The organism is Streptomyces lasiicapitis (assembly GCF_014646335.1).
Lineage (GTDB): Bacteria > Actinomycetota > Actinomycetes > Streptomycetales > Streptomycetaceae > Streptomyces > Streptomyces lasiicapitis.
The window spans coordinates 31211-52731 of sequence record NZ_BMNG01000021.1 but is presented as its reverse complement, the minus strand read 5'-3'; the positions used below and the strand labels follow the sequence as shown (position 1 = coordinate 52731).

At 71.4% G+C, this 21521-nt stretch carries 19 protein-coding genes; 10 read left to right on the top strand and 9 right to left on the bottom strand.

Annotated elements, in window-relative coordinates:
- The first annotated feature begins 111 nt into the window (after positions 1–111).
- Positions 112–1110, top strand: coding sequence for a ketol-acid reductoisomerase (ilvC, locus tag IEY91_RS36635; RefSeq protein ID WP_164320283.1), 999 nt, complete (start codon positions 112–114; stop codon positions 1108–1110).
- Between the two features lie 227 nt (positions 1111–1337).
- Positions 1338–2942 carry a phosphoglycerate dehydrogenase gene (gene serA / locus IEY91_RS36630; RefSeq protein WP_189177236.1) on the top strand — a complete coding sequence of 535 codons (1605 nt, stop codon included), beginning with the start codon at positions 1338–1340 and terminating at the stop codon, positions 2940–2942.
- Positions 2943–3036: 94 nt separating this feature from the next.
- On the opposite strand, the gene IEY91_RS36625 is transcribed toward serA, so the two are convergent.
- On the bottom strand, positions 3037–4647 hold the full coding sequence (locus tag IEY91_RS36625) for an MFS transporter (RefSeq protein WP_189177235.1): 1611 nt from the start codon (positions 4645–4647) through the stop codon (positions 3037–3039).
- Positions 4648–4757: 110 nt separating this feature from the next.
- On the opposite strand from IEY91_RS36625, the gene IEY91_RS36620 reads away from it, so the two are divergent.
- Complete coding sequence (locus IEY91_RS36620; RefSeq protein WP_189177234.1) at positions 4758–5372, top strand: TetR/AcrR family transcriptional regulator; 615 nt, start codon at positions 4758–4760, stop codon at positions 5370–5372.
- A gap of 46 nt (positions 5373–5418) precedes the next feature.
- On the opposite strand, the gene IEY91_RS36615 is transcribed toward IEY91_RS36620, so the two are convergent.
- The gene (locus IEY91_RS36615; RefSeq protein ID WP_229697470.1) at positions 5419–6636 is read right to left on the bottom strand and encodes a PucR family transcriptional regulator; all 1218 of its coding nucleotides are present in this window, start codon (positions 6634–6636) and stop codon (positions 5419–5421) included.
- 277 nt (positions 6637–6913) lie between these two features.
- Between IEY91_RS36615 and IEY91_RS36610 the strand changes: the two genes are divergently transcribed.
- Together IEY91_RS36610 and pruA are read left to right on the top strand one after the other, a co-directional pair.
- The gene (locus IEY91_RS36610; RefSeq protein ID WP_164320273.1) at positions 6914–7840 is read left to right on the top strand and encodes a proline dehydrogenase family protein; all 927 of its coding nucleotides are present in this window, start codon (positions 6914–6916) and stop codon (positions 7838–7840) included.
- Between the two features lie 69 nt (positions 7841–7909).
- Complete coding sequence (gene pruA, locus IEY91_RS36605) at positions 7910–9541, top strand: L-glutamate gamma-semialdehyde dehydrogenase (protein ID WP_189177232.1); 1632 nt, start codon at positions 7910–7912, stop codon at positions 9539–9541.
- Between the two features lie 145 nt (positions 9542–9686).
- On the opposite strand, the gene IEY91_RS36600 is transcribed toward pruA, so the two are convergent.
- From IEY91_RS36600 to IEY91_RS36585, 4 genes are read right to left on the bottom strand one after another with little or no spacing between them, the layout of a single operon-like run.
- A complete protein-coding gene (locus IEY91_RS36600; RefSeq protein WP_189177231.1) occupies positions 9687–10427 on the bottom strand; it encodes a nitroreductase family protein in 741 nt (246 codons plus the stop codon).
- A gap of 54 nt (positions 10428–10481) precedes the next feature.
- Entirely contained in the window at positions 10482–11654 is a 1173-nt protein-coding gene (locus tag IEY91_RS36595; protein WP_189177230.1) for a lysophospholipid acyltransferase family protein, read from the bottom strand.
- 50 nt (positions 11655–11704) lie between these two features.
- Positions 11705–12568 (bottom strand): phosphatidate cytidylyltransferase, encoded by an 864-nt coding sequence (locus IEY91_RS36590; RefSeq protein ID WP_189177229.1) that lies wholly within the window; start codon positions 12566–12568, stop codon positions 11705–11707.
- A complete protein-coding gene (locus IEY91_RS36585; RefSeq protein WP_229697469.1) occupies positions 12565–13371 on the bottom strand; it encodes a CDP-alcohol phosphatidyltransferase family protein in 807 nt (268 codons plus the stop codon). Before IEY91_RS36585 ends, IEY91_RS36590 begins: the two co-directional genes overlap by 4 nt.
- 77 nt (positions 13372–13448) lie before the next feature.
- On the opposite strand from IEY91_RS36585, the gene IEY91_RS36580 reads away from it, so the two are divergent.
- The gene (locus tag IEY91_RS36580; protein WP_229697468.1) at positions 13449–14000 is read left to right on the top strand and encodes a GNAT family N-acetyltransferase; all 552 of its coding nucleotides are present in this window, start codon (positions 13449–13451) and stop codon (positions 13998–14000) included.
- A gap of 55 nt (positions 14001–14055) precedes the next feature.
- Here IEY91_RS36580 and IEY91_RS36575 read toward each other — a convergent pair whose 3' ends face one another.
- Positions 14056–15069, bottom strand: coding sequence for an NADP-dependent oxidoreductase (locus IEY91_RS36575; RefSeq protein ID WP_189177227.1), 1014 nt, complete (start codon positions 15067–15069; stop codon positions 14056–14058).
- A gap of 67 nt (positions 15070–15136) precedes the next feature.
- On the opposite strand from IEY91_RS36575, the gene IEY91_RS36570 reads away from it, so the two are divergent.
- Both IEY91_RS36570 and IEY91_RS42445 read left to right on the top strand, forming a co-directional pair.
- On the top strand, positions 15137–16138 hold the full coding sequence (locus IEY91_RS36570) for a LysR family transcriptional regulator (protein WP_164320264.1): 1002 nt from the start codon (positions 15137–15139) through the stop codon (positions 16136–16138).
- A gap of 217 nt (positions 16139–16355) precedes the next feature.
- Positions 16356–16484, top strand: a complete 129-nt coding sequence (locus tag IEY91_RS42445) for a hypothetical protein (protein WP_268240948.1) — start codon at positions 16356–16358, stop codon at positions 16482–16484.
- Between the two features lie 28 nt (positions 16485–16512).
- Here IEY91_RS42445 and IEY91_RS36565 read toward each other — a convergent pair whose 3' ends face one another.
- Positions 16513–18102, bottom strand: a complete 1590-nt coding sequence (locus tag IEY91_RS36565; RefSeq protein WP_189177226.1) for a purple acid phosphatase family protein — start codon at positions 18100–18102, stop codon at positions 16513–16515.
- 162 nt (positions 18103–18264) lie between these two features.
- On the opposite strand from IEY91_RS36565, the gene IEY91_RS36560 reads away from it, so the two are divergent.
- Together IEY91_RS36560 and IEY91_RS36555 are read left to right on the top strand one after the other, a co-directional pair.
- Positions 18265–19305, top strand: coding sequence for a 3-isopropylmalate dehydrogenase (locus IEY91_RS36560; protein WP_189177225.1), 1041 nt, complete (start codon positions 18265–18267; stop codon positions 19303–19305).
- Positions 19306–19556: 251 nt separating this feature from the next.
- Positions 19557–20645 (top strand): branched-chain amino acid aminotransferase, encoded by a 1089-nt coding sequence (locus tag IEY91_RS36555; protein ID WP_164320258.1) that lies wholly within the window; start codon positions 19557–19559, stop codon positions 20643–20645.
- Between the two features lie 81 nt (positions 20646–20726).
- Here the strand turns inward: IEY91_RS36555 and IEY91_RS36550 are convergent, their stop codons facing one another.
- A complete protein-coding gene (locus tag IEY91_RS36550; protein ID WP_189177224.1) occupies positions 20727–21395 on the bottom strand; it encodes a TetR/AcrR family transcriptional regulator in 669 nt (222 codons plus the stop codon).
- Positions 21396–21521: the final 126 nt, after the last annotated feature.

Below are 21521 nucleotides of genomic sequence, written 5' to 3'. Positions count from 1 at the left end.
GCAACGCTCCCGCGCGCAGGGCGTTGGTTCCGGATAGCGAGACCCGACAACTTCCCTCACCCAGCCCGCCGTACGGTGGGACGCAACACCAGCACACATAGGAGATTTCCAGTGGCCGAGCTGTTCTACGACGCCGACGCCGACCTGTCCATCATCCAGGGCCGCAAGGTCGCGGTCATCGGTTACGGCAGCCAGGGTCACGCCCACGCCCTCTCGCTGCGCGACTCCGGTGTGGACGTGCGGGTCGGCCTGCACGAGGGCTCCAAGTCCAGGGCGAAGGCCGAGGAGCAGGGCCTGCGCGTGGTCACGCCCGCGGAGGCCACCAAGGAAGCCGACGTCATCATGATCCTGGTCCCGGACCCCATCCAGGCCCAGGTGTACGAGGAGTCCATCAAGGACAACCTGAAGGACGGCGACGCGCTGTTCTTCGGCCACGGCCTGAACATCCGCTTCGGCTTCATCAAGCCCCCGGCCGGCGTGGACGTCGCCATGGTCGCCCCCAAGGGCCCGGGCCACCTCGTGCGCCGCCAGTACGAAGAGGGCCGCGGCGTCCCGTGCATCGCGGCGGTCGAGCAGGACGCCACCGGCAAGGGCTTCGAGCTGGCCCTGTCGTACGCCAAGGGCATCGGCGGCACCCGCGCGGGCGTCATCAAGACGACCTTCACCGAGGAGACCGAGACCGACCTCTTCGGCGAGCAGGCCGTCCTCTGCGGCGGTACGGCCGCGCTGGTCAAGGCCGGCTTCGAGACCCTGGTCGAGGCGGGCTACCAGCCGGAGATCGCCTACTTCGAGTGCCTGCACGAGCTGAAGCTCATCGTGGACCTCATGTACGAGGGCGGCCTGGAGAAGATGCGCTGGTCGGTCTCCGAGACCGCCGAGTGGGGCGACTACGTGACGGGCCCGCGCATCATCACCGACGCCACCAAGGCCGAGATGAAGAAGGTCCTCGCCGAGATCCAGGACGGCACGTTCGCCCAGCAGTGGATGGACGAGTACCACGGCGGCCTGAAGAAGTACAACGAGTACAAGACGCGGGACGAGAACAGCCTCCTGGAGACCACGGGCAAGGAGCTGCGCAAGCTCATGTCCTGGGTCGACGAGGACAAGTAGCACGGCCGACGGGGCCGGGGCGAGAGCCCCGGCCCCGTCGTTGTCCGGAGTGGACAGCCACGTCCGGGTGATCCTTCCAGTGAGGCGCATGAGGCCCCCGGACGCGCCACTACACTGCAAACCACATTCGCGTCAGGCCCACAGCGTCGTGCGTCTTCGCGGCTAGCCACCTCCACCGCCTGCGGCCGTCGGGACGGCCGTCCGCATTGGGACTTGTGAGGACTCACGTGAGCACTGCTGCCAACGGCAAACCGGTCGTACTCATCGCTGAAGAGCTGTCGCCCGCCACCGTCGACGCCCTGGGCCCGGACTTCGAGATCCGGCACTGCAACGGCGCGGACCGCGCCGAGCTGCTGCCCGCCGTCGCCGACGCCGACGCGATCCTGGTCCGCTCCGCGACCAAGGTCGACGCCGAGGCCGTCGCCGCCGCGCCCAAGCTGAAGGTCGTCGCCCGCGCGGGCGTCGGCCTCGACAACGTCGACGTGTCCGCCGCCACCAAGGCCGGCGTGATGGTCGTCAACGCCCCGACGTCGAACATCGTCACCGCGGCCGAGCTCGCCTGCGGCCTGATCGTCGCCACCGCGCGCAACATCCCGCAGGCCAACACGGCCCTGAAGAACGGCGAGTGGAAGCGCTCCAAGTACACCGGCGTGGAGCTCGCCGAGAAGACGCTCGGCGTCGTCGGCCTCGGCCGCATCGGCGCGCTCGTCGCACAGCGCATGAGCGCCTTCGGCATGAAGGTCGTCGCGTACGACCCCTATGTGCAGCCCGCGCGCGCCGCACAGATGGGCGTGAAGGTCCTCTCGCTCGACGAGCTCCTCGAAGTCTCCGACTTCATCACCGTGCACCTGCCGAAGACCCCCGAGACCCTCGGCCTCATCGGCGACGACGCGCTGCACAAGGTCAAGCCGTCCGTGCGCATCGTCAACGCCGCGCGCGGCGGCATCGTCGACGAGGAGGCGCTGTACTCGGCGCTCAAGGAAGGCCGCGTCGCCGGCGCCGGCCTCGACGTCTACGCGAAGGAGCCGTGCACCGACTCCCCGCTCTTCGAGCTCGACCAGGTCGTCTGCACCCCGCACCTCGGTGCCTCCACCGACGAGGCCCAGGAGAAGGCGGGCATCTCCGTCGCCAAGTCGGTGCGCCTCGCGCTCGCCGGTGAGCTGGTGCCGGACGCGGTGAACGTCCAGGGCGGCGTCATCGCCGAGGACGTACGCCCCGGCCTGCCGCTCGCCGAGAAGCTCGGCCGGATCTTCACCGCGCTCGCGGGCGAGGTCGCCGCGCGGCTCGACGTCGAGGTGTACGGCGAGATCACCCAGCACGACGTGAAGGTGCTCGAACTGTCCGCCCTGAAGGGCGTGTTCGAGGACGTCGTCGACGAGACGGTGTCGTACGTCAACGCCCCCCTCTTCGCGCAGGAGCGCGGCGTAGAGGTGCGGCTCACCACCTCCTCCGAGTCGCCCGACCACCGCAACGTGGTCACCGTGCGCGGCACGCTCGGCGACGGCGAGGAGATCGCCGTGTCCGGCACGCTCGCCGGGCCCAAGAACCACCAGAAGATCGTGGCCGTCGGCGACTACGACGTCGATCTCGCGCTCGCCGACCACATGGTCGTCCTTCGGTACGCCGACCGGCCCGGCGTCGTCGGCACCGTCGGGCGCGTCCTCGGTGAGGCCGGGATCAACATCGCCGGGATGCAGGTCGCTCGGGCCGACGTCGGGGGCGAGGCGCTTGCCGTCCTCACCGTCGACGACACGGTGCCGCAGCCGGTCCTGGCGGAGCTGGCGGAGGAGATCGGGGCGGCTTCGGCGCGTTCCGTGAACTTGGCGGACTAGGGCGGCCCTGCGGGGCTTTCCCCAACCCCGCCCCTTCCCGAAACCGGGGGCTGCCGCCCCCGGACCCCCGTTATCGCCGCTCCGCGGCTCGTCCTCAATCGCCGGACGGGCTGGATCCCTGCCGCACCGGCACATATTCAGCCCCTCCGGCGTTTGAGGAGCGGGGGTCTGGGGGCAGAGCCCCCAGTTTCGGGAAGGGGCGGGATTGGGGAGCCCCGCGCAGCGCCACCCACGCCACTCCCGCCGCCGCCAGCAGCACCCCCGCCCCCGCCAACGCAGCGACATGCATACCGCTGGTGAACGAAGACCGCGCCGCCGCGACAAGCGCCTCGGACGCCGGTGACGGCAGGTGGCCGGCGGCGGCCAGCGCGCCGCCCAGCGTCTCCCGAGCCCCCTCCGGCACCCCCGCAGGCATCTCGTCGCGGTACACAGCCGTCCCGATAGACCCGAGCACCGCCATCCCCAGCGCCCCACCGAACTCCTGCCCGGTCTCCAGGAGCGAAGACGCCGCCCCGGCCTTCTCCGCGGGCGCAGACCCGAGCGCCAGATCGGTCAGCTGCGAACCGACGACGACGGCGCCGCAGGCGAGCACCCCCGCCCCGGCAAGAACCGTCCACAGGGCGTCGGTGTCCGCGACGAACAGCAGACCGTACCCGCACGCGGAGAGAGCGAAGCCGCCCGCCACCACATACGCCCGGTCCGTGCCCCGCCGCACCAGCGCCGTGGCGACCGGCGCCGCGCAGCCGATGAGGACCGACGGCAGCAGCGCCCACAACGCGGCCTCCATCGCGCTCTTGCCGAGCACGGACTGCAGATACTGCGTCGTGTAGTACGCCGAACCCATCATCGCGAAGGACGAGACGAGGTTCAGGACGACGGCGGGACCGAAGCCGCGCGCCCCGCGGAACAGGGCGGGGGAGATCAGCGGGGACGCGGCGGTGTGCTGACGGCGTACGAACAGGGCCGCGAAGACGAGACCCACGGCGACCGAGACGACGTACTCCACGTGCACGCCCTCGGAGGGGATCTCCTTGAGGCCGTACACGACGGGAAGCACCGCGGCCATCGACAGCGGCACGCTCAGCAGGTCGAAGCGGCCGGGACTCGGGTCCTTGGACTCCGGGATGAGCACCGGCGCGAGCAGCAGGAGCAGCGCCATCGCGGGCAGGTTGACCAGGAACACCGAGCCCCACCAGAAGAATTCGACGAGCAGCCCGCTGAGTACGGAGCCGAGCGCGACACCGGCGACCAGTACGCCGGACCAGATGCCGATGGCCGTCGCGCGCTGCCCGGCGTCGCGGAACAGGGTGCGGACCAGCGCGAGCGTGGACGGCATCAGGGTGGCGCCGCCGATGCCGAGGACCGCGCGGGCGGCGATGAGGAGTTCGGCGCTGTCGGCGTAGGCGGCGGTGAGGGATGCCGCGCCGAAGGCCGCCGCGCCGAACAGCAGCAGCCGGCGGCGGCCCACGCGGTCGCCGAGCGAGCCCATGGTCATGAGCAGTCCGGCGAGGACGAACGCGTAGATGTCGAAGATCCAGAGCTGCTGGGTGCCGGTCGGTTCCAGGTCCGCGTTGATCGCGGGGATCGCGAAGTAGAGGACCGAGACGTCCATCGAGACGAGCAGCAGCGGCAGCATCAGGACGGCGAGCGCCGTCCACTCCTTGCGGCCCGCGCGTGCGGGGTCGGGCATCGGGTTCGTAGCCATGCCCCGGAACTGTACGGGCGTATAAAACAGTTGTCTAGGACGAATGTTTTGGACGTGTGTATGGGACGTGCGTATGGGACGGGTGTCTGGATTCTGGGTAGAGTCGGCGCATGGGACACCGTGAGGATCTGCTGGAAGGCGCCAAGCGCTGCCTGCTGGAGAAGGGGTTCGTGCGTACGACGGCGCGCGACATCGTCAAGGAGTCGGGCACGAATCTCGCGTCGATCGGCTACCACTACGGCTCGAAGGACGCCCTGCTCGCGCAGGCCTACATCGCGCTCATCGAGTCCATCGGCGACGCCTTCGACCCGGTGGGCGACGCGGGCGCGGCGTCCGGCGGGTCCCTTGAGCGGTTCCAGGAGGTGTGGGGGAACGTCATTCGTACGTTCCCCGAGGCGCGCGGGGTGTGGTTGCTCAGCCTGGAGTTCGTCACCCATGGCGACCGGCTGCCCGGAGTGCGCGAACTCGTCGCCAAGGCGCAGCGGGAGGGGCGGGCGGGGCTCGCCGCGGTGCTGCTCGATGTGGACGAGGACACGCTGGGCGACGACGTCCTCGACGCGGAGGGGCGGCTCTATACGACGCTGCTCAACGGGCTGATGGTGCAGTGGCTCTTCGACCCGGAGTCGGCGACGGACGCGGCGCAGTTGACGGAGGGGCTGCGGCGGGTGATGGAGCGGGCCGACGCGGCCGGTGACGGGGCGGGCGGCCGGGCGGGCGGGGCCTGAGACGGCTGTGGTGCGGGGCTCCCAACGCGCCTCTGCTGCCCGGCTCTTACAGTCGTGACGCCTTCAGGATCATGTGCAGCAGCAACCGGTCCTCGCCCTCGTCCAGGTCCAGCTTCGTGAGCTGTTCCACGCGCGAGAGGCGGTAGTAGAGGGTCTGGCGGTGGATGCCCAGTTCGGCCGCCGCGCGGCCCGCCTGGCCCGCGCGGTCGAGGAACACCTCGGCGGTGCGGGCGAGTTCGCGGTGGGCGGGGGAGAGCAGCTCGCGGGCCACCGCGTCGTGCGCCGCGTCCGGGGGCAGCGCCGTGAGCAGCCGGTAGGGGCCGATGTCCGACCACCGCGCGAGCGGCGCGAACCTCGGCTCCGCGAGCGCCGCGCGCGCCGCCGCCGTCGCCTCCCCCCACGCCGCCCCCAGCTCGTCGAGCCCGCGCCGCGCCCCGGCCACCCCGGCCGCGGCCCCCTGCCCCGCCGACTCCACAAGACGGGACGCCACGGTCAGCGCCGGCGTCAGGGCGTCCGCCGAGCGCAGTCGCACCAGGACCGCGAGCGACTGCCCGGCCGTGCCCCACGGGACGGCGCACAGCGCGGTGGCCCCCGGGACCGTCCGCAGTGCGGGGACGTCGTCCGGGTCGGCGGCGGTCCGGGAGCCGGGGCCGAAACCGGAGCCCGAGCCGGGGCCGGAGCCGACGCCCGGAGACCGCCAAGGCGCCACGCACACCACCGCGTGCAGCCCGTCCGCGCGCGGACCCAGCGCCGTGCGCAGCGCCGCCACCGTCATGTCCCGCTGCCAGCCGCGCTCCGCCGTCAGGGCCGCCCGGAACTCCCGGGTCAGGTCGGCGCCGGCCTGCGCCTCGTCCGCGAGCAGCGCGCCGATCCGCGCGGCCACCTCCATCGCGGCGGTGAGCTGCGCTTCCGTGGGCCCCGGCTCGTCGTCGAGGAGCCAGACGTAGCCGAGGGCGAACCCCCGGTGGCGTACCGGAAGACAGACCCGGCCGCGGTGCACACCTTCCTCCGGGGTCGGCGGGATGCGGACCGGGCGGGTCGCGCGCGTGATGCCGAAGCTCTCGAACCAGGCGCGGACCTGGGCCGTGGAGCGGCGCGTGAGGATCGAGCGGGTCCTGACCGGGTCGAGGTCGGGGGCGTCCAGGCCGTCGCCGCCGTCGTGCGCGCCGAAGGCGATCAGCTCGAAGTCGCGGTTCTCCAGGGTCGCGGGCGCGCCGAGCAGGGCCGAGATCTCGTCGACCAGTTCCTGGTAGTCACCCTTCACCCGCCGCCGCCCTTCGCTCGCGCCATCTCCGTACGCGTCATTCGTGCTCCGTACGAAGCACTCGCGTCCCCGCACCCTCTCCGTACGCAACCCATTCTCACGCAGTTCCGACCTGCCCTCATACATATGTCTGAGATCCAGCACACGGATGCGTGACAGGTGTCGATGGCTCAGGATCGGAGCGATCCTTAAGTTTCACGGTGGTTCTCCGTGTCGTACCGAACCTGTGACAAAAGTGGTCGGTGCGGCACTCGCTCGTACTCCCGTGGAGGTGCCCGTGCTGGGTCCCGTGATCCTTGCCGCGTCGCGCAGTGACCAGATGCGCCGTTTTGTGTCGGCGGCGCCGGGCACCAAGCAGGTCGTCGACCGGTTCATCGCCGGTGAGACCGTCGACCAGGTGGTGCCGATCGTCGTGGCCGCGGCCGACAAGGGCCTCGAGGTCACCCTGGACGTGGTGGGCGAGGACATCACGACCCGCGAGCAGTCCTACGCCGCGCGCGACGCCTACCTGGAGCTCATCGACCGGCTCAAGGACCTCGGCCTCGGCACCAAGGCCGAGATGTCCGTGAAGCTGTCGATGTTCGGACAGGCGCTGGAGGGCGGCCACGAGCTCGCCCTCGCGAACGTCCGCCCCGTGGTCGAGGCCGCCGCCGCGATCGGCACCACCGTCACGCTCGACGCCGAGGACCACACCACCCTCGACTCGATGTTCGCCATCCACGAGGAGCTGCGGAAGGACTTCCCGCAGACGGGCTGCGTGATCCAGGCCTACCTCTTCCGCACCGAGGACGACGCCCGCCGGCTGGCCGCCAACGGCAGCCGCGTACGCATCGTGAAGGGCGCCTACAAGGAGCCCGCCTCCGTCGCGTACCAGGAGAAGGCCGAGACCGACAAGGCGTACGTCCGTATCCTGAAGATCCTCATGGAGGGCTCGGGGTACCCGATGATCGGGTCCCACGACCCGCGCCTCATCGCCATCACCCAGGAGCTCGCGCGCCGCGCCGGGCGCAAACTGGACGAGTACGAATTCCAGATGCTGTACGGCATCCGCAGCGACGAGCACCTGCGGCTCGCCGCCGAAGGCCACCGGATGCGCGTGTACACCGCCTACGGCACCGACTGGTACGGCTATTTCATGCGCCGTCTCGCGGAGAAGCCGGCGAACCTGCTGTTCTTCGGCCGGTCGATCCTCACCAAGGGCTGAGCCCCGGCCCCGTCCCGAGACCCCCCAACTTCGCAGTACGCACCTCGCACATAAGGAGCATCGGAACCCATGGATGCCGTAACTCAGGTCCCCGCCCCGGTCAACGAGCCGGTCCACGGCTACGCCCCCGGCTCCCCGGAGCGTGCCCGGCTCGAGGTCAAGCTCAAGGAGCTGTCCGAGAACCCCATCGAGCTGCCGATGACGATCGGCGGCGTCAAGCGCCTCGGCGGCGGCGAGCCCTTCCAGGTCGTGCAGCCGCACAACCACAAGGCCGTCATCGGCAACGGCCGCGGCGCCACGCAGCAGGACGCCCAGGACGCGATCGACGCCGCCCTGGCCGCCGCTCCGGCCTGGCGCGCGATGTCCTTCGACGACCGTGCCGCGATCATCCTGCGCGCCGCCGAGCTGCTGTCCACGACGTGGCGCGAGACGCTGGCCGCCTCCACCATGCTCGGCCAGTCCAAGACCGCCCAGCAGGCCGAGATCGACACCCCGTGCGAGCTCGTCGACTTCTGGCGCTTCAACGTGAAGTACGCCCGTGACCTGCTCGCCGAGCAGCCCCCGGCGAACTCCACCGGTGTCTGGAACCGCCTGGACCACCGCCCGCTCGAGGGCTTCGTCTACGCGATCACGCCGTTCAACTTCACGGCCATCGCGGGCAACCTGCCCACCGCCCCCGCCCTGATGGGCAACGTGGTCGTGTGGAAGCCGTCCCCGACGCAGACGCACGCCGCCGTGCTGCTCATGCAGCTCCTGGAGGAGGCGGGCCTGCCCAAGGGCGTCATCAACCTCGTCACCGGTGACGGCATCGCGGTCTCCGAGGTCGCCCTGCACCACCGTGACCTCGCGGGCATCCACTTCACCGGCTCGACGGCCACCTTCCAGCACCTGTGGAAGACGGTCGGCGAGAACATCGGCAAGTACCGCACGTACCCGCGTCTCGTCGGCGAGACCGGCGGCAAGGACTTCGTCGTCGCCCACCCGAGCGCCGACCGCGCCGTCCTGAAGACCGCGCTGACCCGCGGCTCCTTCGAGTTCCAGGGCCAGAAGTGCTCCGCGTCCTCGCGTGCGTACGTTCCGGCCTCCATCTGGAACTCGGGCTTCAAGGAGGAGTTCGCGGCCGAGGTCGACGGCATCAAGATGGGTGACGTCACCGACCTGTCGAACTTCATCGGCGCCGTCATCGACGAGCGCTCGTTCGCCAAGAACAAGGCCGCGATCGACCGTGCCAAGGCGGACGCCTCCTGCACGATCGTCGCGGGCGGCACGTACGACGACTCCGTCGGCTACTTCGTGCGCCCGACCGTCGTCGAGTGCTCGGACCCGGCCAACGAGGTCTTCACGACCGAGTACTTCGGCCCGTTCCTCGCGGTCCACGTCTACGAGGACGACAAGTACGACGACATGCTGACCCAGATGGAGTCGGCGTCGGACTACGCCCTCACCGGCTCGGTCATCGCGGGCGACCGCGCGGCGGCCGCGTACACGATGGAGAAGCTCCGCTACGCCGCGGGCAACTTCTACATCAACGACAAGTCGACCGGCGCCGTCGTCGGCCAGCAGCCCTTCGGCGGCGGCCGCGCCTCCGGCACGAACGACAAGGCCGGCGCCCCGCAGAACCTGCAGCGCTGGACGCTGACGCGAGCCATCAAGGAGACGCTGGTCCCGCCGACGGACTACTCCTACCCGCACATGGGCTGACGCCCGCCGGGAGCCCGGTCCCCACCGGACCTGGCTCCCTCCGGGGCTTCGCCCCCCACTGATCCCCGCCCCCGGCCAGGGCCCCACCCCAGCCGGGGGCGGTGTCGTATCCGCACCTGCCCGCCGCGCGCGGCTACACCTCCGACTACACCTCCACCAGGACCTGATCCAGGGACTTGCGTACGAGGTCGGGGACCTCGCAGTCCGGAGCCGGATAGCCGACCGGGACGACGGCGAACGCCTTCTCGTTCTCCGGCCGCCCGAGCACCTCGGACAGGAACCGCATCGGGCTCGGCGTGTGCACAAGGGCGGCGAGGCCCGACAGATGCAGCGCGGACAGCAGCATCCCCACGGCGATGCCCACCGACTCGTCGACGTAGTAGTGCTTGTGCTTCGTGCCGTCGTCCCCCAACCAGTAGCGCTGCTGGAAAACAACGATCAGCGCGGGCGCGTCCGTCAGATGCGGCTTCACCTCGTCCGTCCCGAGCGGCCGCAGCGCCGCCAGCCACTCCTCGCCGAGCCGCCCGTCGTACGAGATCTGCTCCTCGTGCTCGGCCGCCTCCCGTATCCGGCGGCGGATGTCCGGATCCTGCACGAGCACGAACGTCCACGGCTGCTGATGCGCCCCCGAAGGCGCGGTCGCCGCACACGCGATGGCGTCCCGCACCACCTGCGGCGGCACGGGATCAGTCGAGAACTGCCGCACCGTGCGCCGCTGATCCATCCGCTCCCTCAACTCGGCCGCGTGCGCGAGGGATTCGGCCGCCGCCATGCGCGCGGGTCGGTACGGAACGGAGCGATAGGGCTGCCCATGAATGGGCGCCCACCGCCCGTCGTGCCGCTCGGCGTGTCCGGTCTCCGGCTTGCTCTGTTCGGTATCAGACATGGTTCTGAGTGTGCCGGGCGGGGGCGGCGGGGGACAGGGGGCGGGAGGCGTACGTCAGCTCCAGTTCGTCACGATCAAGGTCAGGCCGATGGTGAAACCCGTGGTCAGGAGGGTCAGGTAGAGGGTGTAGAAGCGGCGTAGGCGGTGGGCGAGGAAGCCGAAGGTGGCGCAGGTCAGGGCTACCGTGAGGGTGCGGGTGCCGCGGGCCTGGGCGGAGTGGGTCAGCCAGTCGGGGGTGGGGACGTCGGCTTTGCCGGCGGTGGCTGCGTACACCTTGAAGGGGATGCCGTTCCAGGGCTGGTGGCGGACTGCCGAGGCGGATTCGGCGGTCAGTTGTTGGTGGGCTTCCGCGCGCATGCGGTCGGTGGTGAGGGGGTGCGGCAAGTTCGTTCCCGATGCGGCCAGTTGGAGCGCCAGTACGCCGCCCGCGAGGGTGCCTGCCAGGGCCGCCAGGGACAGTTTCAGGGCGCGGCGTGGTACCGCCACGCAGGCCACCGCCAGGAGCAGTTCCGGCATCAGCGGCCAGCTCAGGGCCTCCGCGAACGCCCAGGCGAAGGCCAGGGGGAGGCCCCAGCGGGAGGTGAGGATGCGGGCGATTCGCTTGCGGGTGCGGGAGTCCTTCAGGGGTTCCTCGGTCGTGCTGCGGTGCAGGGCCGCCACCGCGTCCCGGGCCTCCTCGGGGGTCGCCTTCGGCGGGAGCGGGGTTCCTATGTGTACGCGGACCAGGGACGGGCGGAGTTTTCCGTGCTTCGGGAGGAGGCGGTCGGTGCCCGCGATGCCGACGGGGACGATGGGTACGTTCGCCCGGCTCGCCAGGACCAGGGCGCCCTTGTGGAACGCGCCCAGCTCGCCCTCCTTGGCGCGGGTGCCCTCCGGGAACAGGACCACCGCGCGGCCCGCTCGCAGGGCGTCCGTCTTGGCCAGGAGGTCGTCCATGCCGCCGCCTGTGCGGCGTACGGGGAAGCCCGCTGCCAGGCGGGAGCAGATTCGGCTCCGCCAGGGGGAGGCGAACCAGTAGTCCGCTGCCGCGGCGATGGTGGGGGCGTGGTGGGCGTCCAGGGCCGCGAGCAGCGCTGCTGTGTCCGCGTGGGAGGTGTGGTTGGCGACCACCACGCAGCCGCCCTTGGGGAGGTGGCCTTTGCGGGAGACACCTCCGGTGAGGGTCAGCAGGGTCCACCAGAGGGCTCGGCGTAGGAGCGCGGACAGCTCCCGCCGATCGCGCTTCACGCTCGTCCTCGAACGCCGGACGGGCTGATTCCTCGTTGTTGTAGGCGTGCTCACAAGGTCACCGCCATCGTCGTCAGGAGTGCCAGGAGCAAGGAGTCGATGCGGTCCAGTAGGCCGCCGAAGCCTGGGAGCCAGGTGCCTGCGTCCTTTACTCCCGCCTCGCGTTTGACCATGGACTCCAGTAGGTCGCCCAGTACGCAGCCGGACAGGACCGCTGCCCAGAGGAGGGGGGTGAAGGCGTCTACTGCGGCCAGGGCGGCGGCAGTTGCCGCGGCCGAGCCGAGTACGCCCGCCCAGGTCTTGTTGGGGGACAGGGGGGAGAGGGGGCGGGCCAGCGGGCCCCGGCGGCCCAGGGCCGTGCCGCCGCACCACGCGCCCACGTCGCCGAACGCCACCGCCACGCCCACCGCGACCGCCGTGTCGCCGAGCAGGACCAGGCCGGTCAGGGACAACGGGATCCACAGGAGGCCGAAGACGGTACGGGAGGTGCGGGTGAAGCCGTGGGCCGCGTCGCCGGAGAGGAGGGAGGGGAGCGCCGCCAGGACCAGCAGGGCGCCCGCGGTTCGTACGTCTAGTACGTCCGGCACGCCCCACGCCGCCGCCGGGAGCAGCACCGCCGCCGCCCACAGCACCGCGCGCTCGCCGCGCGGCAGGGCCGCCATGCGGGCGTACTCGCCGACCGCGATCGCCCCGAGCCCGGCCGCCAGCACGAACGCGCCCGCCGGGCCCGCCCAGAACGCCCCGAGGAACAGCGGCGCGGCCAGCGCCCACGTACGCCACCGCCTGCGCAACTCGGCCCGCATCCGCACCCGCGCCGGCAGCGCGGCCACGGCCACCCCGCCCGCACCGAGCACCCCGGCCACCACGGGCACGGCCCGTGCGGCCGCCTCGCCCGCGAGCATCGCGACACTCATCGGATCCCCAACTCCCCCCGCGCAGCCGGGGCCTTGCCGCCCAGCTCCCGCCACAGCCGTACGCCCCGCGTCACCGCCGTCAGCACCGAGCCCGCCGCCACCGCCACGAGGATCGGCGTCCACCAGCCGGTGGCCGCCGCCACGATCACCAGGGCGCAGCGTTCCGTCTTGCCCACCGGGCCGCCGTTGAGGCGTCCCGCGCCCGCCGCCGCGCCCGCCAGGGAGACCCAGGAGGGGAGAGTGGCCGCCAGGGCCGCCGTCGCCACCAGCCACAAGGGGGCCAGCGGCAGGAAGCCCGCCAGCATCACCAAGTCGGCCGCCCTGTCGCCCAGTTCGTTGAGCAGGGCGCCGCGGCGCGTCGTGCGGCCGGTGTCGCGGGCCAGGGCGCCGTCGAGATTTGCGAACGCGAGGCGCGCGGCCAGCAGTACCGTCACCGTGAGGGTCGTGAGCAGTGTCGTCACGAGGGTTGGTGACTGGGGGCGCAGCAGGTCCGGCAGCCAGGCGAGGGCCGCCGCCGCGCCAGCCGCGCACGCCACGCCCGCCACCGTCAGCGTGTCCGGCGACACCTCGCGGCGGGCCAGCGCGCCGCGTACGCCGGACAGCTTCCGGGCGTACCAGGGCTTGAGGGCGTACAGGCCCAGGCCGGAAGAGCCGGAAGAGCCGGAAGAGCCGGAAGAGCCGGAAGAGCCAGGCGAGTCGGGTGAGCCGGGCGAGCCGGAGGGCCCCGTGTGCCCGGCCGATCCGTCGGACCCGGCCGACTCGGCGATCCCCGCGGATCCGGGCGAAGCAGAGGAACCGTTCATGCCGTCGACTCTGCCGCCGGACGCGCCCCCCGATAATCGGGATGCGTACTCAAATGGCGCCTGAGTACGGTGAGCCCGTGACCACCCCACGTACCCCCGAAGGGACCGTGCTGCGTACGGCCCACACCGCCGACGCCACCCCCGCCGAACTCGGCGCCGCCCGCGCGCTCATGGACCTCGCCTTCGACGGCGACTTCAGCGACGACGACTGGACGCACGGCCTCGGCGGCATGCACGCCTTCGTCCACGACCGCGAGGGCACACTGCTCGCCCACGGCTCCGTGGTCCAGCGCCGGATCCTGCACAACGGCCGTTCGCTGCGCGCCGGTTACGTCGAGGCCGTCGCCGTGCGCCCCGACCGGCAGCGACTGGGGCTCGGCGGGCAGATCATGGACGCGCTGGAGGGAATCGTCGCGCGCGCCTACGACCTGGGCGCGCTCTCGCCGTCCGACGAGGGCGAGAAGCTGTACCGCGCGCACGGCTGGGTGACCTGGACCGGCTCCGTCGGCACCCTCGGCCCGAACGGCGTCGAGCCGATGCCGGACGAGGACCCGCCGATGCTGTGGCACGCCGACCTCGACGCGGCGCACCCGCTGTTCATCGACTGGCGGGACGGGGACGTCTTCTAGGCCCTCGGCCAGGCCCCGGCAGGCCCCCGGCCAGGCCCCGGGCCACCTCTCGGCGCTACTCCGCCCCCGCCGCCCGAACGATCATCTTCCCCACGTTCCGCCCCCGCAGCATCCCCAGGAACGCGTCCACGATGTGGTCGAAGCCGTCCACGATCGTCTCGTCGAGGCCGATGCGGCCGCTCTGCAGATGCGGGACCACGTACTCGTACAACTCCTCTTGCAGATCACGGTGGTTGCGCACGTGGAAGCCCTCCATGCGCAGGCTCTTCTCGACGATCTCGGTGAGGTTGCGGGGCGCGGACAGCGGCTCGGGGTCGTTGTACTGGGCGACCGTGCCGATGCGGACGATGCGGCCGAACTCCCGCAGGCCCTCGATCGCCGCCTCCAGCTGCTCGCCGCCCACGTTGTCGACGTACACGTCGATGCCGTCGGGAGCGGCCTTCGCGAGCAGGGCCGCGGCCGGGCCCTCGTGGTAGTCGAAGGCGTCGTCGTAGCCGACGTGCTCCTTCAGGTACGACACCTTCGCCGCCGAACCCGCGCTGCCCACGATCCGCCGCGCGCCCATGACCCGGGCGAGCCGCCCGGTCGCCGTGCCCACGCCGCCCGCCGCCGCGGAGACGAACAGGTCCTCGCCCTCGCGCAGCCTCGCGACGCGGGTCAGACCCACGTACGCGGTCAGGCCGGTGCCGCCGAGGATGCTCATGTACGCCGACAGCGGCACCCCGTCGAAGCGCGGAAGGCGGCGCACCTCCTCGGGGGTGACGAGGGTGTGCGTGCGCCAGCCGTGCCGGTGGAAGACGATCTCGCCCTCGGCGAGGTCCGGGGTCCGGGACGCGGTCACGCGGCCGATCGTGCGGCCTTCGAGCGGCGCGTTCAGCTCGAACTCGCCGTCCATCATTTCGCGGTGGTACGGGTCCACGGACCAGTACAGGTTCTCCACAAGGGCCGTGCCGGGCGCGGGCTCGGGCACCGCGGACTCCACGAACGCGAAGTCCGCGGGGGTGGGGAAGCCGTGCGGGCGGGCGGTCTGGTGGACGGTGAGGGCGCGGGCGCCGGAGAGGTCGTTCATGGCGCAGACGGTAGGCGGGGAATGCGCGGGCGCGGCAGAGGGTTCGGCTCATGGAACGCGCCGAACCATGAGCGCGCCTCATACGACGAGGTGGGAACAGGTGGCAGAGCACGATCTCGCCCCGCACGAACTGCGGGTCGTCGTCGCCGTCGCGCAGGCACGCAGCTTCTCCGGCGCCGGGCGGGACCTGGGCCTGACCCAGTCGGCGGTGTCGCACTCGGTGCGCGGCACGGAGCGGAAGCTCGGCGCGGTGCTCTTCGAGCGCGGGCGCGGGGGCGCCACGCCCACGCCCGCGGGTGAGCGCGCCGTCGCCCACGCGCGCCGTGTGCTGCGGCTCCTGGAGATCCTCGCCGCCGAGGCGCGCGGGGCGGCGGGCGGTGACGTCGGCGAAGGCCCGGGGGCGGCCACACTCACCGGGCCCCTGCGCATCGCCGCCTTCCGGAGCGCGGCCCTGCACCTGCTGCCGCCCGCCCTGGCCGCGCTGCGCGCCCGCCACCCCGGCATCGAGCCCGAGGTCAGCGTCGTACGCGAACTGGGCCGCGGCACCGCGGGCGAGGTCGCCGACGGGCGCGCCGACATCGGGATCGCGACCATCGGCACCACGTCGCCGATCCCGCCGGGCCTGGTCGGCGGCGTGCTGGTCGAGGAGCCGTACTCCTTCGTGCATCCGGCGGGCCACCCCGACCCGCGCTCCCTGCCGCTCGCCGACTGGGCCGAGAACTGCACCTCGTACACCCGCGACTGGTGGGCGAGCCAGGACTGGATCCCCAAGGCGAGCACGCGGACCGAGGACGACGGGACGGTGCTCGCGATGGTCAGCGCCGGGCACGCCATGGCGATCATGCCCGCCCTGTCCCTGACCGGAGCGCCGCCCACGGTGCGGATCAGCGATCTCGGGCCGGACCGGCCGACCCGCTCCGTGGGCTATGTCACCACCCCTGAGCAGGCCGGATCGCTTGCTGTCCGGGCGCTCATCCGGGAACTGCGGGCGCTGCGGGCCCGCCCGGAAGCGGAAGCCGGGTCGGCCGCTCCAGCGATAGTCGTCTCAGATAGTAGGAAGTCCGAGTAACCGTAGAGACAAGTGGCCGAAGCTGTCTTAGCTTTGTAGGAGCCGAACGTCTCGCTCGATCAAGCGAAGGCGGCTGCGAGCCGGGCCCCGCGCAGGCGAACCCTGCGGCCCACGCTCCCCGCCTCTTCCGGCGTCTCGTAACCCCCCTCTTCGCGCACGGCTTCGTGCGTGCGCGGATCCGCACTCCCGGATGCCCGATCTAAGGAGTCGATGTCCCATGGCCGAGACGACCGCCCGCCGAGTCCGCCACTCCATCCGCCCCACCGAGTCCGAGCGCAAGAACGCCGCCGCCGCCCTCCAGCGCGCCCTCGACCGCAGGGACAACGGCGGCGAGACGGGGCACTGAGCCCCGCCTCTCCTGTACTGCCGCTCCGCTACTTCCGGCGCTCGATCTCGAAGTGGTCGACGCGCTCGCCGCTCTCGGCGAGCGCCGAGACCGTGAGCTTCGGACTCGTTCCGGTCGTCACCTCGACCGCGAGGAACGAGAAGCCGGTGTAGCGCACCCGCGACCACTGAACCGTGTCCGGGTCGGGCAGGCGCAGCTTGGTCCAGTGGAACGTGAGGATCGTCCCCTCGTCGTTCTCGTGGCCCTCGTAGCTGTCCTTCACCCCGACCGGGAAGCTGTACAGGTCCTTGCCGGCGCCGCCCGCGGTGACGTACACGATGCCGTCGCGCGTCGGATCGGTCGACGCGCCGACCGGCACCGGCTTGCCGACCTCGCCGTTCTTGATGGCGTCGGTGCGTTCGTACACATGGTTGTGGCCGTTGATCACCAGGTCCACCTGGTGCTTGGTGAACAGCGGCAGCCAGGCGTCGCGCACTCCGCCGTCGGAGCCGTGCGTCGCCGTCGAGTACGTGCAGTGGTGGAAGAAGACGACGAGGAAGTCGATGTCCTTGTCGGCGCGCAGCGCGCCGAGGCGCTTGTCGAGCCAGGCGGTCTGCTTGCCGTCCGTGTAGCCCTTGTTCGCGGGTATCTCGTACGAGACGTCGTTCGCGTCCAGGGCCACGACGCCGACGTTGCCGTAGCGGAACGAGTAGACGCCCGGCGCGTTCTTCGCGTCGAAGCCGTTCTCGGGCAGCGACCAGCGCGCGGACTGGCCGCCGTAGCCGTTCGGCGAGTACCAGGCCTCCATGTCGTGGTTGCCGGTCGTCACCATCCACGGCACGGACTTCGCCACCGACTCGGTCTGCGCGAGGAACTGGTCCCACACGCGGGCGTCGTACTTGTCGCCCTCCTTGCCGTGCCCGGTGGTGTCCGCGTAGCAGATGTCGCCCGCGTGCAGATGGAAGGCGGGGTTCTGGCCGAGGATCAACTGGTCGTTGGCCAGCGCCTCGTAGCTCACGCCCTGGTCGCCGAAGGCCGTGAAGACGAACTTCTCCGGCCGCGCGGGCGCCGTGCGGAACGAGCCGAGCGTGGCCATCCGCTCCGGCGACGCCGGGTCGAAGCCGTCGTGGCCGACGCCGTAGTAGTACGTCGTGCCGGGCTTCAGGCCGTCGAGCGCGGCGTGCAGGTAGTACTGCTCGACCTTCGGGAGCTTCTTCGACAGCGACGGCGTGTGCAGGTCGCGCACCTCCGCCTCGATCTTCTGGCTCAGCTCCCAGGGCTTCAGGCCCACGCGTACGTACGGCGACTTGACCGCGAACGGCACCTGCCAGGAGATCCGCATCTGGGTCTTCGGGTCGGCGCCGAAGGCGAGATGGCGGCCGAACGGCGCGACGAGCTTCCCGTCCACCTTCACCGGACCGCGCGGGGCCGCGAGCGGGGACGTGGCGGTGGGGCGCTCGGCGTACGCGCTGCCCGAACTGCCCGCGAGCAGGCCGATGCCGCCCGCGACGCCCGCCGTGGCGAACGAACTCGCGAGCACCTTGCGCCGGGAGAGCTTGCTACGGAGGTATTCGTGCTGCTCCGGCATGCTCATCCGCTGGGCGAGCTGCTCGGGGATGCCGAGGTTGGGGGTGTCCATGTCCAGGGAACTTCCCAGTAACTTCCAACTCGCGCCAGACGTACGGGTGAAGAGAGGGTGTCCATGTGGTGGCGCCCCCGTGGGGCCCGTGGGGCGGAACCAGCCTTGTCCGTATGGCGGACGGCGAATGTCATTGGATGGGACGAGGAGTACGGTGCTGTCATGTCTCGCAGCATCAATCTCGCAGTGATCCCCGGAGATGGGATCGGCCAGGAAGTCGTGGCCCAGGGGCTCAAGGTCCTCAACGCCGTCCTCCCGCAGGATGTGAAGCTGGAGACCAAGGAGTACGACTTCGGGGCCCGCCGCTATCACGCCTCCGGTGAGACCCTCACCGACGCCGACCTCGCGGACCTGAAGCAGCACGACGCGATCCTGCTCGGCGCCATCGGCGACCCCTCGGTCCCCTCCGGCGTCCTGGAGCGCGGCTTCCTGCTCAAGCTCCGCTTCGCCTTCGACCACCACGTGAACCTGCGCCCGTCCCGGCTCCTGCCGGGTGTGGCCACGCCGCTCGCGGGCCAGCCCGAGATCGACTTCGTCGTCGTACGCGAGGGCACCGAGGGCCCCTACACCGGCAACGGCGGCACGATCCGCAAGGGCACCCCGCACGAGGTCGCCACCGAGGTCTCCGTGAACACGGCCTTCGGCGTGGAGCGCGTCGTCCGCGACGCCTTCGCCCGCGCGCAGGCCCGCCCGCGCAAGAAGCTGACGCTCGTGCACAAGAACAACGTGCTGGCCTTCGCGGGTCACCTGTGGACGAACGTCTTCAACAAGGTGGCCGAGGAGTTCCCCGAGGTCACCACGGACTACATCCACGTGGACGCCGCGACGATCTACCTCGTCACGGACCCCGCCCGCTTCGACGTGATCGTCACCGACAACCTCTTCGGCGACATCATCACCGACCTCGCCGCGGCCGTCTCCGGCGGCATCGGCGTCGCCGCGTCCGGCAACATCAACCCGAGCCGCGAGTTCCCGTCGATGTTCGAGCCCGTGCACGGCTCGGCGCCCGACATCGCGGGCCAGGGCAAGGCCGACCCGACGGCGACCGTGCTGTCCGTCGCCCTCCTCCTGCGTCACCTCGGGTACGACAACGAGGCGATCCGTGTCGAGGAAGCCGTCTCCGCCGACCTCGGCGGGCGCGGGGAGACACCTCGCACGACCGACGAGATCGGCGACGCGCTCGCCGTACGCGCGGCGGGCTGATCCGCCGGTCACCGCTTCGTCACAGCAAGCCGCCGGGTCGCACCAGCACCCGGCGGCTTCTCGTTTGCGGCCACCGGGTGTCACCATCGAACCCAGGGCCGCCGCGACCGCCGTTTCGTCCAGGTCGTCCCACGGGCGATAATCGAACGTGGGACCGCGTCACGGCGACGTGCCCGGACACCGCGAGGGATGCGGGCGTACGGGTCCGCGCGCGGTCCGTCACACACAAAACCGGTGAAGGACACGCAACCATGACGACGCCCACGATCGAGCTCAAGCCCTCCTCGACCCCGGTCTCCGCCGCGGAGCGCGAGGCGGTCCTGGCCAGCCCCGGGTTCGGCCGCCACTTCACCGACCACATGGTGACCATCCGCTGGACGGAGGGCCGCGGCTGGCACGACGGCCAGCTCGTGCCCTACGGCCCGCTCTCCCTCGACCCGGCCACGACCGTCCTGCACTACGCGCAGGAGATCTTCGAGGGCCTGAAGGCCTACCGCCAGCCCGACGGCTCCGTCGCCCTGTTCCGCCCCGAGGCCAACGCGCGGCGCTTCCAGGCCTCCGCGCGCCGCATGGCCATGCCGGAGCTGCCCGTCGAGACGTTCCTCGCGGCCTGCGACGAACTGGTCCGCCAGGACATCGACTGGGTGCCCGCACACGGCGGCGAGGAGTCGCTCTACCTGCGCCCGTTCATGATCGCCACGGAGACCGGGCTCGGTGTGAAGCCCGCCAACGAGTACCTCTTCATCGTCATCGCCTCGCCCGCCGGAGCCTACTTCCCCGGTGGCGTGAAGCCCGTCTCCATCTGGCTCTCCGAGGACCGGGTGCGCGCCGTCCCCGGCGGCATGGGCGACGCCAAGACCGGCGGCAACTACGCCGCGTCCCTGCTCGCCCAGGCCGAGGCCGCCGCGAAGGGCTGCGACCAGGTCGCCTACCTCGACGCCGTCGAGCACAAGTGGGTCGAGGAACTGGGCGGCATGAACCTGTACTTCGTGTACGGAGACAAGATCGTCACCCCCGAGCTGACCGGCTCCCTCCTCGCCGGGATCACCCGCGACTCCCTCCTCTCCGTCGCCCGCGACCTCGGCTACACCGCCGAGGAGGGCCGCGTCTCCATCGACCAGTGGCAGACCGACAGCGCGAACGGCACCCTCACGGAGGTCTTCGCCTGCGGCACCGCCGCCGTCATCACGCCGGTCGGCACGGTCAAGTCCGCCCGCGGCGAGTGGGTGCAGAGCGCCGGCAGCCCCGGCGAGGTGACCATGAAGCTGCGCGACGCGCTCCTTGACGTCCAGCGGGGCGTGGCGGCGGACCCGCACGGCTGGATGCACCGCCTCGGCTGAGCGAGCCTGAGCGAGCGCCCTCTCCTCCCAAGGCCGGACCCGGCAGTGAGAACTGCCAGGTCCGGCTTTTGCGTTGTCCGGTTACGGGACGGGGCGCGGGCGGGCGGGCAGGGCGAGGCTCGCGGGGACGGCGGCGCACGCGGTCCGCACGGCGGTGGCGAGGTCTTCGGCGGTACGCGGCGTGTCCCCGGCCCCGGCCGTCCAGATCTCCAGTGCCCGGTGGAAGGCGGCCACGAGGACGTCGACCGTCAGGCGAGGGACGAGGTCCTCGTAGGGGGTCCCGCCGAGGTCGAAGCGGCGCAGCAGCGTGTCGACGACGGTGCGGCTGGTGCGGTCGCAGAAGGCCAGGCCGTGGGCGTCCATGGACGGGGTCCGCTCGGCGAGGCGCCGGCTGAGCAGGACGCGGTGCGGCCAGTCGTCGGCGGGCATGCGGGTCAGGGTGCGCAGGAGGGTGTCGCGGAGGAGATCGAAGACGGGGAGACCGGCGTCGCCCGGCGGCTCTTCCAGCTCCTTGAGGAACGCCGTCCACATGTCGTGCAGCGGCGCGCAGGCCACGTCTTCCTTGCTGGTGAACGTGCGGAAGAAGGTCCGCTTGGACACCTCCACGGCCTCGCAGAGCTCGTCGAGCGTGACGCCGTCGAAACCGCGCTCCGTGAACAGCTCCAGGGCGGTGTCGACCAGCGCCTGCCGGGTGCGGAGCTTCTTGCGCTCGCGCAGGGGGAGCTGGGCGGTGGGGCGGGCGGTGTCCATGCGGGGAGTGTAGCTCGGTAGCCAATGCCTCTTGATGGCTTGTGCCACTGAGTGGCACTATGGCTGAGCCCCGGTTCGGGGTGGCTGCTGTGCGGTGCCTTGCGTCGCGGTGTCCTGCGTCGCTGT

Bases quoted from the DNA above. Each gene is read 5' to 3' on its own strand.
- IEY91_RS36625 (WP_189177235.1), bottom strand. From the start codon at position 4,647: ATGGCTACGAACCCGATGCCCGACCCCGCACGCGCGGGCCGCAAGGAG.
- IEY91_RS36620 (WP_189177234.1), top strand. From the start codon at position 4,758: ATGGGACACCGTGAGGATCTGCTGGAAGGCGCCAAGCGCTGCCTGCTG.
- pruA (WP_189177232.1), top strand. From the start codon at position 7,910: ATGGATGCCGTAACTCAGGTCCCCGCCCCGGTCAACGAGCCGGTCCAC.
- IEY91_RS36600 (WP_189177231.1), bottom strand. From the start codon at position 10,427: ATGTCTGATACCGAACAGAGCAAGCCGGAGACCGGACACGCCGAGCGG.
- IEY91_RS36590 (WP_189177229.1), bottom strand. From the start codon at position 12,568: ATGAGTGTCGCGATGCTCGCGGGCGAGGCGGCCGCACGGGCCGTGCCC.
- IEY91_RS36585 (WP_229697469.1), bottom strand. From the start codon at position 13,371: ATGAACGGTTCCTCTGCTTCGCCCGGATCCGCGGGGATCGCCGAGTCG.
- IEY91_RS36575 (WP_189177227.1), bottom strand. From the start codon at position 15,069: ATGAACGACCTCTCCGGCGCCCGCGCCCTCACCGTCCACCAGACCGCC.
- IEY91_RS36570 (WP_164320264.1), top strand. From the start codon at position 15,137: ATGAGCGCGCCTCATACGACGAGGTGGGAACAGGTGGCAGAGCACGAT.
- IEY91_RS42445 (WP_268240948.1), top strand. From the start codon at position 16,356: ATGGCCGAGACGACCGCCCGCCGAGTCCGCCACTCCATCCGCCCCACC.
- IEY91_RS36565 (WP_189177226.1), bottom strand. From the start codon at position 18,102: ATGGACACCCCCAACCTCGGCATCCCCGAGCAGCTCGCCCAGCGGATG.
- IEY91_RS36560 (WP_189177225.1), top strand. From the start codon at position 18,265: ATGTCTCGCAGCATCAATCTCGCAGTGATCCCCGGAGATGGGATCGGC.
- IEY91_RS36555 (WP_164320258.1), top strand. From the start codon at position 19,557: ATGACGACGCCCACGATCGAGCTCAAGCCCTCCTCGACCCCGGTCTCC.
- IEY91_RS36550 (WP_189177224.1), bottom strand. From the start codon at position 21,395: ATGGACACCGCCCGCCCCACCGCCCAGCTCCCCCTGCGCGAGCGCAAG.